Below are 14248 nucleotides of genomic sequence, written 5' to 3'. Positions count from 1 at the left end.
TTTTGAAAGGTGTAATAATTTCTGCCGGAATTGGCAGTCGCCTTTGGAAAACTACAAAGCAAGTTCCTAAAACCCTGCTTCCCTATAAAAACGGAACTATTCTTTCCACTATTATTGAACAGCTAAAACAGGCAGGAATAACGGAACTGATTATAGTAGTTGGTTTTAAGAAGAATTATATCGTAGATTATCTGCAGAAAAATCCCCCGTCTTTACCAGTTACTTTTGCGGAAAACCTTGAATGGGAAAAAGGCAATGCTCTTTCGGTTTACAAAGTAAAGAATTATATAATGGCTGAACCTTTTCTCCTTTCTATGGCTGATCACCTGGTAAAAGTGGAAGCACTGAAACAAATTGTGGATTCCCCTGAACGCATAAACCTGCTTTTAGTTGACCCCTTTATAACGGAAAACTTTGATCTTGATGACGCTACCAAAGTAAAAACTGAAAATGATTACATAATTGCCATCGGAAAAGAACTGACTGATTACAATGCTCTTGATTGCGGAATTTTCCGTTTGGAACCGGATTTCTTTTCTGCGGTAGAAAAGGCAGTTGCCAAAGGAAAGGACTCTATCAGCAATGCCATTACAGAATTGATACCGTTAAGGCGTATAAAGTCAATTACTTTAAATAAAGCAAATCAGTGGATAGATATAGACACTCCTGAAGCATATCAATTTGCTCAAAAATTCTGATTGCGGAAGAACGATATCCTCCTCGTTCTTGTAAGTCAGGAGTCGTCAATGCTTTCAAAAATTATACACATCCCACAAATTCGTTTGGCAGTGAGGACTTATGACGACTAAAAATAATATAAAAAATCTGCGAAATCCGCATGAAGTTTATTTGGGTTGACAAGGACTTCAACCTTCCAGAATAGATCTTATAACATAAGACGCAGCCATCAATCCCATTACAGCAGGTAAATAACTGATAGAACCAATAACTTGTTTTTGCTTTGCTCTATCAATAACTCCCTCTTCCGAAATATCATTATTTTTTTCAGGAACAAGGGGCAACTCGGAAGAATAAACACAGGGAAAATTTCTCTGAATACCTCTCTTGCTTAATAGTTTTCTAACTCTTCTTGCTAAAGGGCAATTGTGGCTTTTATCAATCGTAGAAAGATGAACTTGAAAGGGGTCTAAACGATTTCCCGCTCCCATTACACTGATAAATTTGTCTTCATTTTTAATCAAATACTCCAATAGACATATTTTGGAACCCAAACTATCAATGGCATCTACACAATAATCCGCTCCCGTAAGTAATCTTTCCTGATTTTCCTTATCCAGAACTTCCTTATACATAATCACATCTGCCTGTGGATTGATATCCAGAATCCTCTGCTGCATTATTTCCACCTTGGGCTTGCCAATTGTGGAATGCAAAGCTAAAATCTGCCTGTTGATATTAGTTGCCTCAATTACATCAAAGTCAATCAGAATAAATTTCCCTATCCCAGAACGAGCTAAGGCCTCTGCAGAATAAGAACCAACTCCACCCAAACCAATAATTGCAACGCAGGTTTGGGCTAATTTCTGCATTCCTTGTTGTCCAACTAATAGCTCTGTTCTATAAAAATCCGCTTTATTCATAGCTGTTAAAGTTTTTTTGTTGTTGTTCTATTAATTTACCTCTTGGAATTTCTGCAAATTCAGCTACAGAAGAAATAAGAGTATTTAAGCGCAAAAGAGGATTAGTTTCTTCTTCCTGCACATAATCTCGGGTGATATCTGTCTCAAAAAGATAGCGTTTACTTTCTATCATAGCTTTTAAAAGCTCTTTTTTATCCCACTTCAATAAACGCTCGGAAATAGTAAAAAAGGACTTTAGGCGTAAAAGTTCCTTAAAACCCTGTAAGGAACTTGCATAACCATGCACAAGATAAGGCAATTTATATTGTTTCAGCAGTTTATATGCTTCGCTAATATGCCCCACCAGGTGTAAAACCACAGGCAAATTGTATTGTTTGGCAAGTTCCAGCTGCTCTATAAATATCTTCAGTTGACCTGCAAAATCAGGATTGTTTCTGTCCAATCCGATTTCTCCTATTGCCCAAATCCTTTTCTCTATACAGAGTTCTTCAATATCCTTCAGTTCCAAATCGCACTCTTTGTAGTTAGGATGAATTCCAGCACTATAAGCAATGCGTTTATCGGGGTTTTTTTGATGCCAGGCAATTTCCGCTTTTGTAAGTGCAGAAGAAAGCCAAAAGTCCAAGCCAAATTTCTTTGTTTCATCCATTAAGGGTTTAACTGGCATTAGCACATCCAAATTGGCTAAATGACAATGCCCATCTATTATAAAAGCCATCGTTCTCTCCTATCTCAAGGTAGTTTCTACTGCCTTAAAAACCGGCTCTACTTCTATCTGTTTCATACAGTTATGATGTTTTTGCGGACATTTTTTACTGCCATGACTACCACAGGGTCTACATTCCAGTTCCACTTCAAAAACTCTGTCTCCTTCCCGATAAGGATAATAGCCAAAACGCTGAACCGTAGGTCCAAAAAAGGCAAAAACCCTTGTCTGCATAGCATTGGCAATATGCATTGCGCCACTATCATTACAAATCATTAAAGAACATTTTGCAATTACAGCAGCACTTTCCAGTAAATTAGTAACTCCTGCCAGATTTATTAGATTAGCATTATTTTTCCCCAAGGCATTTTCTATTTCATTACTTATGAGTTTATCGCTTTCCCCTCCAATTAACACAATAGCATAACCACTATTTATCAGTTTTCGGCAGAGTGAGATATAAGAATTCGGTTCCCAGCATTTGGTTTGCCAGATAGAACCAGGTGCTACAGCTATTATTGTTTTTCCGGATAAGGGTTGAAGTAATTTTTCCGCTTTCTGCCTATCTTTTTCGGAAGGAAAAAGTTCTGTTTGCAGATCAAATTCCCTCTCGCTTAAAGGTTTCAAAAGTCCTAAGTTTTTAACTATCTTATGTGGACCGACAGAGTGCTCTACTTTTTTTGTCAACATCCAAGCAGCAGAACCTCTGTTAAAACCTATGCGTTCAGGAATATGACTAAAATACAGGATTAAATGGGTCCGAAATGAACTATGAGGAGTGATAACCAGGTCATAATGCTTCTCTCTAATCTGCTTGATTAGTTGCAAGGTAGATATAACCACATTTTTGCGTTTTTCATCTATAATTACTTCATTCACATAAGGATTATTTTCCAGTAACTTAACCGCATCAGGAACAACCATCACATCTATTTTTGCCTGGGGATACAATTCTGCTGTAGCTCTTATCAAAGGTGTAATTAATATCACATCGCCAATAAAAGCTGTTTGCACTATTAGAATATTTTGCGGCTCTTTCATAGTGATTTGTATAGCTCCAGATATTTAGCTATCATTCGCTCTTTATCAAAATTTTGGACGCTTTCTAACGCTTTTTTGCCGTATTCTTCTCTCAATAACGGGTTTTGCGCCAAATATAATATTGCTTTAGATAATTCTGATGGATTCTGAGGAGGAACAAGAAGACCATTTTCTCCAGAAATAATCATTTCCGTAATACCTCCTGCTTTTGTTCCAACAACAGGAAGTCCAATACTCATTGCTTCTAAAACAGAAGTGCCAAGTCCTTCCAGATAGGAAGCCAAAACAAAGATATCAAATGCTTTTAAGAAATGTCCCACTTCTTTTTGAAAACCGGTGAACGCAATATGTCCCTGCAAACCTAATTCTTGAGCAATATTTTTCATTTCGGAAAGTAAATCTCCTCCACCAACAGTTATAAAAAACAGGTTTGGATTTTCTTTTACAGCCATTGAAGCAGATTTTAGAAAATTAGGATAATCCTTATGTCCTGCAAAAGCAGCTACGGTTCCTACAATAATGCTTTTTTCAGGTATATTCCAGGTTTGGCGAAAATCTTTCGGAACCTGAACAGTATCAAATTTATGCAGGTCTATTCCACTATAAATAACAACAACCTTTTCAGAGGGAACACCACAGGAAATTAGAACTTTGCGAATATTATCCGAAACAGCAACAATTTTATTAACTGCTCTGTTTTTATACTTAAAAGCGGATAAAGGATTTTTACCTATAGGAAAGTCAACTCTTCTTGTAGCTACAAGTTTTAAGCTCGGATAAAAGAACTTTGCCCAAAGTCCCCAACTGAGAGAATGACTGCTATGCAATTGTAAAATATTATAGGAATAACGACGACAAAGACGAGCTAAATTAAAAGCTGAAATTATATCTGATTCACCTCTGAACATAAGACAATGATAAGGTAGCCGTTTTTTTTCAAAATACTGCTGTAATTGAGAACCAGGACAACAAACAAAACCACATTTATAATCACTTTTAAGCATACCTTCATAAAGATATACTGCCTGTTGTTGACCCCCTCTCCAATGTTTTTCCGCATCAATATGAAGAACTTTCATTTTTTCATTTTCCCTAAAAGATGATAACGATACCAAACGCCCCAAGCGGAATTTTTACACAGTAAAAAACCCTTGGCACCATCCAGAAAACCCAGCTGGAAAATGAACATTTTAAGGAACTTGAAGATGCCTCTAACCCAGGCAATAAATTCATTAGCTCTTTTGCCTTGTGCATAAAGCTGTTTGGCACTTAATTCTCCATACATACGCATTTTGGCATAATGAACTTCTGCTGTAGGATTAGTAAAATGATAAAGATAATGTTTACAGGACTTAACTTTTTGCGAGGTCTGAATGCCTTCGTGAACCAGCTTTTCGTTAAATCCGCCTTTTTTTCTGTTAAACAAACGCACCGGAGCATCATTTTGCCAACCGCAAAAATGAATTGGCTTACCCAAATAATAAGACCTTCTTTTTAGCCGCCAGGCAGAATTATCAAAATTCCTTTTTTTAAGTGCCTGTAGTTCTTTTTGCAGTTCCTGGCTAAATTCCTCATCGGCATCAATAGAAAGAATCCAGTCAAAAGAAGCAAGGTCTACTGCTTGCTGTTTGGCTTTGCCAAAACCTTCCCATTTATCCAAATAATAAACTTTAGCTCCCAATGCCTTACAAAGATTGACTGTTTCATCGCTGGAACCGGTATCTAAAACCACTATTTCATCCGCCCAAGAAATAGATTTTAAGCAGCGGGAAATATTTTGTTCCTCGTTTTTTACAATCAAAACTGCAGAAAGTTGCTCCATTTACCGGTTTCTGCCTTCTTCAACTACTTTGGTGTATTCAACTTTAAAACGGTCATAATTAAAATGCTCTTGCACATATTCCCGAGCTGAATTACTCATCTGCTGTAATAATTCCCTATTTGCATCAAGTTCCTTAAGATAAGAGATAAATTCTCCAATTATCTCCTGTTCGTCCTTAGCTCTAACTAATATACCATTAATTTTATCCTGAAAGGTCTCTTTTACCCCTCCTACATCAGTAGCTAATGGAACCAAACCACATGTCATCGCTTCAGCTATTACCAAACCAAAACCTTCGGAAATAGAACATAGAATTAGAATATGAAAATCCTTTATTGTCTCATACAACTTCTGGCGGTTACATATTTCACCCAAATTCACTGCCGGTTCGGTTTTATCGTAGTTTCCTATACAATAAAATATTGTCCCCGGAAGCTCCTTAATAACTTTTTGAGCAATGTGTTGATATAAGTGGAATCGCTTCTCTTTTGAATTGCGCGCAATAAAGACAATTTTAAGAGGAGCATTCAAATCCTTAGTAATATTAAAATTACACAAAGGGACAGCATTGTGAATTATTTTTAAACGATCATCATATTTATCAGCAAAGCCATTAGTTATATAGATTTTTTTTACTGAATTATATACTGCTTGAGAGACAACTATTCTTTTATTGATTTTGGGAGTTGCTCGAACCCAGTGTTTGTTATTTATTCCAAACAGACCATGCAGAATATCAATAATATAACTCTCTTTCAAATAATAACATAGTTCATAGAAAATAGTGCTGTTGGCAGAAATCACAATTGACTTGGGATGTCTATTGATCATTGAAGCCAGAAATCCATAGAAGAAATTCTTAACTAAAAAACGATTTGTGTTATTAAGGTATTTGTATATTTCAATCAATCTTCCGCTTTTTTGCATTGCCTGATAATGGGTTTTGTTACGCGAATTCTTAGTAATTATAATAAAAGGTTTTTGGTCTGCAAAAATACGCAAAATGTCAAGATGAACCTGTTCTGCTCCTCCAGTATGAAAATGAGGAAAGAAAAAAAAGAGGGAACTGGGATTATTCCAATGTAAAATCTTATCGGCTAAAACCCCCGTATAATAAAAAGGATAACCTAATACTCGCTCTAAGCTATTCATTCTAATATCTCCAAATCATTACGAACAGAACTTAATCCTTTTTGGCACCTATAATTTCTATGTGAAATCTTTTTTTTACAGCGTTCGCTATAATTGGCATTTTTTCTTTCACCCTGATCGTGATAATGTGTATGATACAGGTGAAGAGGGATTTGGTTAGACACAAAATTAAAACCGCTTCTTCCTAATTCCTGTAAGCGTCTACCCAAATCATCATCCTCATTCCCCCAACCAATATAGTTTTCATCATATCCGTTAACTAATTCAAAATCACTTTTAAAGATAGCAGATACACCTCCTCGCAATTTTGCCCCGTGTCCACCAAGATGTAGATAACGAAAAAGCAAATAGGATAGAAAGTCCTTTTTATACTGTTTTTGTATTTTTCTCTTTTGTTCTGCAGTTAAAATTGCATCCCAGTTATTCTGTTCTATAATTTCAAAAGTTAATTTATCGCTTTGTTCTTTACTTAAACGCACAGGATAGCCGCTTAAAAACTTTCTCTGGTTAAGATTTGCCATTATACATTTTAAATAATCTTGCGGAATCACAATATCCTGATCCAGAAAAACCAAAACATCGCCTTTACTAACGGAAACACCGTTGTTTCTTACTCTGGCAGCGCGAAATTGAAGATGCTTCTGTCTCACTAAAATAAGCGGAATTGCGGTTTTCCTTTTTTGAGCGTTATAAAAAGCAACAATATCTTCATCCGAACCATCATCGGAAAGGATAATTTCATCCGGTTGCACACTTTGTCTATACACAGAAAACAGGCATTTTTCCAGTAAGTTCAAATAATTAAATACAGGAATAACTAAGCTTATACTCATCGTTTCAATAAAATATAGTTTTTGAAAGTGCCAATCTGTTTACCGCTATTAAAATGTTTTTCTATAAAGGTTAAAAAGCGGTATTTAAAGGTTTCGTGCTTATGTGGTTCACGATAAGGATTGGGTTTGCCTGTAAGTTGCAATTTATCCTGCCAGTCAAAACAGGAAATCCTTTCCTGCATAACTTTAGGATGAGTTCCGTTAAATACTGCCAATAGCGACAAAGGTCCATAATCAAAATATTGAGGTGCATTATTATAATAAGTATCTGCTTTTTCTTTCCCCCAGTGCACAGAATCCAAAGCCCGGCGTTTATTTTGCATTAATTGAGGAGGGCGTACCCAACCGTAGTGATAAATTTCTGCATCAACTTTAGCAACTTTCAGCTTACGGGTACCTTTTTCCTGCCTGGGATTATCATAATATTCAAAATAGCGAAAGGATTGAGCACTCTGATAAGAATGAATATGTGGGTCGTTACGGATAATTCTTATTTCAAAAGGATACCAGCCATGCCCATTTTGATAATGGTAATAATCACCCCAAAAATGTTTATAGTAAAAGAGTAAACCTTCCACTTCTTTACTGTTTAACAGTTCTTCACAGCGTTTCTTAATTACGGGCAAATATTTTTCGTGAACGACTTCATCCGCTTGTAGATAGAAAAGCCAGTCACCTTGACATTGATTTTTGGCAATGTCAGTTTGCCAGGCATTAATTACTCCCCTTTTACACAATTTTGGGTCCCATTCTGTATCAATAATTTTTATTTTCGTTTCCCTTAATGCCAAAATGCGTTCTTTAGTATCATCATCCGGGTCACTCTTACCTATTGCAATTACGAATTCATCGCAAATAGGCAAAATGCTCAATATGGACTCCACTACCGGATAGTATAGTTTTATTCCGTTGCGTACAAATGAAAATCCACTTATCTTCATAATTGATTTTCCCCTTTCTGCCTTTTTTGTAACTTACTTACCCTGTTGTAAATTATAGAGATGCTGATAGCGAGGACAATTTTGCATTAATTCCTGATGTGTGCCCATACCTACAATTTTCCCCTTTTCCAAAACAACAATTTTATCCGCCTTAAGAATTGTAGAAAGGCGATGAGCAATTAGGATAACGGTTCTGTTTTGAGTTGCCTTATCAATTGCCATTTGCACTTTCTGTTCGGAATCCGTATCAAGTGCAGAAGTTGCCTCATCAAAAATTAAAATAGGAGGGTCTCCAACAATGGCACGCGCGATGCAAAGTCGTTGTTTTTGTCCTCCGGAAAGGTCAGAACCTTTGCTGCCGAGAACTTCATCATATTTATTCGGCATTTCATTGATAAATTCTTCCGCATTAGCAATTTGGGCGGCTTTAATGATTTGTTCGTCGCTAACCTCGTCCTGGCTTCCGTAAGCAATATTTTCCTTGATGGATTTGGAAAAGAGAATGGAATCCTGAGTTACAACACCGAAGAACTTGCGTAAGTTATCCAATTTAATATCTCTTATATCTATTCCATCTATTTTAATGGCTCCGTAAGTAACATCATAAAGGCGATTCATTAGGTTGGCAATGGTTGTTTTTCCACCACCACTGGCACCGACAAAAGCAACTTTACTTCCTTTAGGAATCGTTAAGCTAAAATTCTTGAGCACCGGTTTGGTTTCTTTATAGCCAAAAGTTACATTTTCAAAAGTTATTTCGCGATCAAAGGTCTCTTTGGTAATGGCATCAGGTTTATCTTGAATGCGGGATTCCTGATTTAGTACCAAGCCAATTCTATCCAGCGAAACAAGAGCTTTCCTAATATCAGTATAGACCTGAGTAATCACTTTTAGCGGATGCAGCATAGAAAACAAAGCAAAAAGGAAAGCTGTAAAATCACCCAAAGAAAAACTGCTGCCCGGGGTAAGAATCATTTTCCCACCAATAATGATTACTATTATGCCGGTAATTGCAGTATTTAATTCCGAAATGGGAGTGCTCAAAGTTCCGTAATATTGTGCCTTAAACCACATATGATAATGTTTATTGTTGATTGCTTCAAAATTCTTTTTCTCATATTGTTCGTGTCTGAATGCCTGCACAATTTTCATACTATTCAGCACTTCTTCTACATTAGAGAAGAGATTGGAAAGCTGTTCCTGAATGCGTTTGGAATATTTTTTTATCTTTTTGCCTAAAAAACCTATCGTTAAAGAAAATACCGGTAAAATAACAATGCTGTATAGAAGTAAAACAGGATTCAATAAATACGCAATTCGGGCAAAAACAAGTACCGTTATCACTTCCCGAATTACATTCACAAAGGAATTGATTAGCTGTTCACTGACAATTTCTACATCACCTACCATTCGGACAATAGCATCCCCAATACGGTGACGACTGAAAAAAGTTAAGGACTGATTTAAGTAACGGGAAAACATATAATTGCGTATATCGCGAATCGTTCTTCCTCTTACGGAATTGAAAAATATCTTGTGTAAGAGATAAAAGACATTCTTGAAAAGGATAACTAAAAAAACCGCTATACATAATAAATACAATAAAGAAAGGGAATCCGTTTGCAGCATTAGGACTTTAGCATCTTCCCATAAGGCACTATAATTTTGAATTGCCGGGAAAAAACCGCCGGAAGAACTAATATGCTGTTTTAGCATCTCTCCTAAAGCTACAAGAAAACTGCTGAAATCGGTGTATAACAAATTGATTTTATTTGGCTTGAACACATAATCAAACAGGGGAATAACTAAAGTTACGCTCACTCCATTAAAAAGAGCAAAAAGCAACATACTTATGAAACCAGCAAGCATATAATGCCAATACCGCAACATCATCCTGAAAATCAGGATAATATTATTCCATCTGTTCTTGATTTTTCGTTTCATTGCCATAATTAATCCACAAAAAAAAGCCAGCAACTGCTGGCAAGAAAAAAGTGGCACGCCCTAAGGGAGTCGAACCCCCAACCTTCTGATCCGTAGTCAGATGCTCTATCCAATTGAGCTAAGGGCGCACATTAATGTCATAAAATTTTCTCTTATTAATCTGTCAACTTATTCTTGCAAAAGAACCTCACTCCGTTTTATAGTATTTAAGTAGTACTTTATACCTCATATTTTGCCTAAAATAGAACAAAACACGAAGCCGGGATTAGCATTTCTTTTTTCTCTCTCTCGGTATTGGTTATTACATCTATTTCCGCAAAAAGACCAAGTTCTTTTCTTTTCTCCTGAAGAAATTATAAGCATAATCGGCAATTTACCAAATATTTCTCTTCCAATGCTTATTTCTTGCTTTAACCTGTTATGACCAGGTAACATTTAAGTAACAACTCCGTAACGAAACTACTGCAGTGTTAGGGAAGTGTTACTTGGTCGTTAGAGAATTGACTATGTAGCAAGCAATTAGGCAATTCCAATAATGCCCCGTGAAATCGGGAAATTTTTTATCTCCTAAAAACCCTGTAATTGTCTAAATCATAGAGAGTTATTTATAGCTTTCCGCTGCTTTTCATTCATCATTCTTCATTTTTTGTTCTATCCTATAAACAGTTTTACGAGGATAGCTATCAGGAGTATGGAATTGATTGCCAGCCAAATTCTTATTTTGTTAAAGCTTTTGATGTATACTTCCCGGTTTTGCTGAACCTTTTTTTCCAGACGAACCATTAAATGTTCCAGGGAACCAATTTTTTCAGCTGTCCGATCTTTTTTTCTGATATTTTGATCGTGTTTGGCATTTCGCTTATAAATATGGATCAATTCATAAGCAAAGGGGATAAAGGTAGGAATTAATTTCTTGAATTTCATACTCACCCTCATTTGAATTTATAGCCCAAAGAAAAATAATGTGTTCCGGGCAAAACACTATGATAGGTAAAGGAATAATCCACTTCCAAATTCTGGATATAGATGCTTAAGCCGGCATTATAGGTAGCGGGATTTTGATGGACACCGAAACGAATTGCCAAGGGTTCTAATAAATGAGCTTCCACTCCACCCATAAATTCCGTTTCTTTGGCAAAGTCCTTTTTCACTTCTATAGAGGTAGTAACTTTCTCATAAGGAATATAAGCAATTCCTAAAGCCAGTTTACTGGGCAGGTCTATTTGATTTTCATCACCCATTGTGGCTTTATTAATATTGGTAACGGCAAAGGCAATATGGGTTCTGGAATGCAAAACAGCTAAAGCTCCCAGGTCTATTCCCAAGGCAGTATCGTCATCTTCACCATCCATACTTAAGAGGTACAAATTTCCTGTATAACCGAAAGAAATTCGGGAATGGATATCCTCCAGTAAAATGAAACTATGTGCCAAACTATACACCTGCTCACTCATCAGGTTAACATCTTCAAAATCCACATCCATTGCTCTTGCACCAATAGCAACCGTTCCCAGATTTTTAGGAAGTTTATAGCCCAAAGCAACTGTCTTCAACTCACTGAAATCCTGATTGTAAAGCTGGGAAAAGCTAAGTTTAGCGCTAAAAGTAGTATTAATCAGCCCGGCAGGATTGAAAAATATGGCATTGGCATCTTTAGAAACAGCTGTATAGGCACCACCCATTCCTCTTGCTATAGCAGATGGTTGATAGTCATCAAACACAGCTAAAAGTAATACGGATGGGATTATAAGCAGGCAGACAAACAATAATTTTTTCATTATAAACCTCACTTCAAAGCACTTTTAATTACAATGGGCTGAACTGTATTATCTTTTCCCCCGCTACTCCGATCGGTAACTTCCAAATGACAATAATACAAACCCGGAGGCACTAATTTCAAATTGGCATCGCGTCCATTCCATTTAAATTCCTGAATACCTGTGGCAGAAGTTATATTTGTATGCACAGGTGTATAAACCAAACGACCTTGAGCATCATAAATTCTTATAACTGCTTTGGAAAGATAACCGGTACAGGTTCCGTAGCTGATAATAATTTCTTCCCCCATTTCCGGATTGAAGATATTTTTCTTGTCCCCTTGTTTACCAATATTCAGATAGGCAATTTTCTTCGGTACTTTAACAATTACAGAGCCATCAATCAGGTTATTAACTTCTGTCTCATTATATTTAAAGGAGACAAGGTCAATTATGTTTTCTCCATAAACAAGAGGTCTAACCAGAATTTTAATTAAAAGAGCATCATTATCAGGATAAATAATCCCGTCCTGAGAAAAATAAGTCCAGCTGATTGTATCTCCAGCAGCACTAATATGAAACTCAGGCATTTCATGGGTTAAAGTGCTGTCAATATCCAACCCCGAAAAAATAAGCTTAGTAGGATTAACTTTGAAAGTAACCGAATAGCTCATCACTCCCCAATCGGACTTAATCTTGGTGCTAATTAAATTCATAGAAACATCAGAATTAAGGGTAGGCTCAGTTGTAGGATCGGTTCTTACTATTTTTATAATGGAATTCTCTATAGTATCCTGCTTAATCATATCACTGGCATTACGCGGATTTAGTTTAAAACCTGCACTGCTGTGAAAATCTACAATCCCCTGAATAATATACCAACTCTCACCTACAATAATTGAACTTGCTGGAATAGCATATAATCCATTATCTACCATAGCCCAAACATTACTCGTATCTGTTATCAAAAATTGGCCATAGCTATCGGGAGTGGACTTAATTGTTACATCCTGAAATCTGACCAGCACTCCTTCATACTTCTCATTTTCAGGATGATTAGTTCCGGAAGGCATATCTGCTGTAGACAATTCTAAGAAAGGAGGCAAAGGATTACCTTGAGATATTATTTCATAAGCACTTACATTGGTAAATTCGGTTAAATTAAAATATTCATCAACCGTTCCGGTAAGCTTTACCAGATCACCTATGCTTACAACATTACTGGTGTTTCTATGATAAACATAAAGTCCGCTCCATTCACCCCCTTCCGCATCTGCAATATAAAATGCAGAATTAGGTATAATATGAGTTACGATTCCTTGAACAGTAACTGTTTGGGTATAATAAGGCGAATTACCTGTAGGATCGGTAGTATATTGAATGTCGTGACAAGAAAGAACTGTTTGAGCAGATATTCCTGCCACCAGGAAAATTGCCAGAAAGGTAAGAATATAATTCTTCATTTATAGCTCCTTATTAATTTCACTGATTTCTATATGTTCCCCTGTTTCGGGAAGAGGGCTTGGCTTATCTTTGATAAACAGCATATCAATGATCATCAAAACCACCCCGATAAAGATTGAACTATCAGCTATGTTAAACACGGGAAAACGTTCCATAATAAAATCGGGAAAATCCATAGAAAAAAAGTCCGTTACCGGTCCAAATAAAACCCGGTCTATCAAATTTCCCAAAGCTCCACCCAAAATCAAACCAAAAGCGATAACTTGAATCTTGTGTTGAGCATAATGTAATAAATAAATAATAATGCCTACTACCAGAACCGTTACACAGATAAAAATAATACGGTTAACTAAGTCACTACCAAAACCAAAAGAAAAGGCAGCACCGCTATTTTGCACTCTAATTAAAATAAAGGTATCACCAAATAAATTTTGCAACAAAGGAATGCGTTCATACATTTCCATATTTACTCGCACCAAGGTTTTGGTTAATTGATCCAAAACTAAAATCAGCAGCATAATAAAATAAGCTGGAGCCGTTTTTAACTGTGTACGAGGTTGTTTCAACGCTTTTGCCGCCTTTTTTTGTCTTCGTTTTTCTCTTTACAGGCAACACAGCAGGTGGCATAAGGAATAATTTCCAAACGGTTTTCCTGAATAAATTCACCGCAAAATTCACAAATACCGTAGGTTCCATCACTTATTCTTTGCAGTGCTTCATTCAGCTGACGAATTTTTTCTCTCTCGCTTTCCAGCATCATAACCGACTGTTCCATAAGATTAGTATCCGAACCTTGATCTGCTTGATGAAAAGCATAGCTGGAAAGATCACCGCTACTTTCACGAGCACCTAAACTTTGTTCTTTATTGATGCTTTCAATATAAGCAATACTTTCCTCTAATTCAGCCCGAATAACTTCTTCGTAGTGTTTCAGTTTTTCAGGCGGTAACTTCTTTGTTGCCATTTTATTCTCCTTCGGTTTTGCTC

Annotated in this window: 15 protein-coding genes and 1 tRNA gene; 1 reads left to right on the top strand and 15 read right to left on the bottom strand. The window is 36.4% G+C overall.

The window, feature by feature from the left end; genetic code table 11:
* The first annotated feature begins 2 nt into the window (after positions 1–2).
* Positions 3–698 carry a phosphocholine cytidylyltransferase family protein gene (locus tag CLOAM_RS02010; protein ID WP_015424185.1) on the top strand — a complete coding sequence of 232 codons (696 nt, stop codon included), beginning with the start codon at positions 3–5 and terminating at the stop codon, positions 696–698.
* Positions 699–866: 168 nt separating this feature from the next.
* Here the strand turns inward: CLOAM_RS02010 and CLOAM_RS02005 are convergent, their stop codons facing one another.
* The 15 genes from CLOAM_RS02005 to CLOAM_RS01930 form a co-directional block, all read right to left on the bottom strand.
* Entirely contained in the window at positions 867–1601 is a 735-nt protein-coding gene (locus tag CLOAM_RS02005; RefSeq protein ID WP_015424184.1) for a tRNA threonylcarbamoyladenosine dehydratase, read from the bottom strand.
* A complete protein-coding gene (locus CLOAM_RS02000; RefSeq protein ID WP_015424183.1) occupies positions 1594–2319 on the bottom strand; it encodes a TatD family hydrolase in 726 nt (241 codons plus the stop codon). Before CLOAM_RS02000 ends, CLOAM_RS02005 begins: the two co-directional genes overlap by 8 nt.
* Positions 2320–2328: 9 nt before the next feature.
* Positions 2329–3348: a lipopolysaccharide heptosyltransferase II gene (gene waaF / locus CLOAM_RS01995; protein WP_015424182.1), complete on the bottom strand. Its 1020-nt coding sequence runs from the start codon at positions 3346–3348 to the stop codon at positions 2329–2331.
* The gene (locus CLOAM_RS09920; protein WP_232502695.1) at positions 3345–4427 is read right to left on the bottom strand and encodes a glycosyltransferase family 4 protein; all 1083 of its coding nucleotides are present in this window, start codon (positions 4425–4427) and stop codon (positions 3345–3347) included. Before CLOAM_RS09920 ends, waaF begins: the two co-directional genes overlap by 4 nt.
* Positions 4424–5170: a glycosyltransferase family 2 protein gene (locus CLOAM_RS09915; protein WP_015424180.1), complete on the bottom strand. Its 747-nt coding sequence runs from the start codon at positions 5168–5170 to the stop codon at positions 4424–4426. The genes CLOAM_RS09920 and CLOAM_RS09915 overlap by 4 nt, the downstream gene beginning before the upstream one ends.
* Positions 5171–6322, bottom strand: a complete 1152-nt coding sequence (locus CLOAM_RS01980) for a glycosyltransferase family 4 protein (protein ID WP_015424179.1) — start codon at positions 6320–6322, stop codon at positions 5171–5173.
* Complete coding sequence (locus tag CLOAM_RS01975) at positions 6319–7155, bottom strand: glycosyltransferase (RefSeq protein WP_015424178.1); 837 nt, start codon at positions 7153–7155, stop codon at positions 6319–6321. The genes CLOAM_RS01980 and CLOAM_RS01975 overlap by 4 nt, the downstream gene beginning before the upstream one ends.
* The gene (locus CLOAM_RS01970; RefSeq protein ID WP_015424177.1) at positions 7152–8096 is read right to left on the bottom strand and encodes a glycosyltransferase family protein; all 945 of its coding nucleotides are present in this window, start codon (positions 8094–8096) and stop codon (positions 7152–7154) included. The genes CLOAM_RS01975 and CLOAM_RS01970 overlap by 4 nt, the downstream gene beginning before the upstream one ends.
* 33 nt (positions 8097–8129) lie before the next feature.
* Positions 8130–10046: an ABC transporter ATP-binding protein gene (locus tag CLOAM_RS01965; RefSeq protein ID WP_052293569.1), complete on the bottom strand. Its 1917-nt coding sequence runs from the start codon at positions 10044–10046 to the stop codon at positions 8130–8132.
* A gap of 45 nt (positions 10047–10091) precedes the next feature.
* A tRNA-Arg gene (locus tag CLOAM_RS01960) sits at positions 10092–10168 on the bottom strand.
* A 523-nt stretch (positions 10169–10691) separates the two neighbouring features.
* Complete coding sequence (locus CLOAM_RS01950) at positions 10692–10964, bottom strand: hypothetical protein (RefSeq protein ID WP_044278812.1); 273 nt, start codon at positions 10962–10964, stop codon at positions 10692–10694.
* A gap of 8 nt (positions 10965–10972) precedes the next feature.
* Positions 10973–11818: a PorV/PorQ family protein gene (locus tag CLOAM_RS01945; RefSeq protein WP_044278811.1), complete on the bottom strand. Its 846-nt coding sequence runs from the start codon at positions 11816–11818 to the stop codon at positions 10973–10975.
* Positions 11819–11826: 8 nt separating this feature from the next.
* Positions 11827–13260 (bottom strand): FlgD immunoglobulin-like domain containing protein, encoded by a 1434-nt coding sequence (locus CLOAM_RS01940; protein ID WP_015424172.1) that lies wholly within the window; start codon positions 13258–13260, stop codon positions 11827–11829.
* Positions 13261–13827, bottom strand: coding sequence for a signal peptidase II (gene lspA / locus CLOAM_RS01935; protein ID WP_015424171.1), 567 nt, complete (start codon positions 13825–13827; stop codon positions 13261–13263).
* Positions 13824–14225: a TraR/DksA family transcriptional regulator gene (locus CLOAM_RS01930; RefSeq protein WP_044278810.1), complete on the bottom strand. Its 402-nt coding sequence runs from the start codon at positions 14223–14225 to the stop codon at positions 13824–13826. The genes lspA and CLOAM_RS01930 overlap by 4 nt, the downstream gene beginning before the upstream one ends.
* Between the last annotated feature and the right edge of the window lie 23 nt (positions 14226–14248).

It is taken from the genome of Candidatus Cloacimonas acidaminovorans str. Evry (assembly GCF_000146065.2).
Classification (GTDB): Bacteria; Cloacimonadota; Cloacimonadia; order Cloacimonadales; family Cloacimonadaceae; genus Cloacimonas; species Cloacimonas acidaminivorans.
The sequence above is the reverse complement of the archived record's forward strand: the minus strand, read 5'-3'. Positions and strand labels throughout refer to the sequence as shown.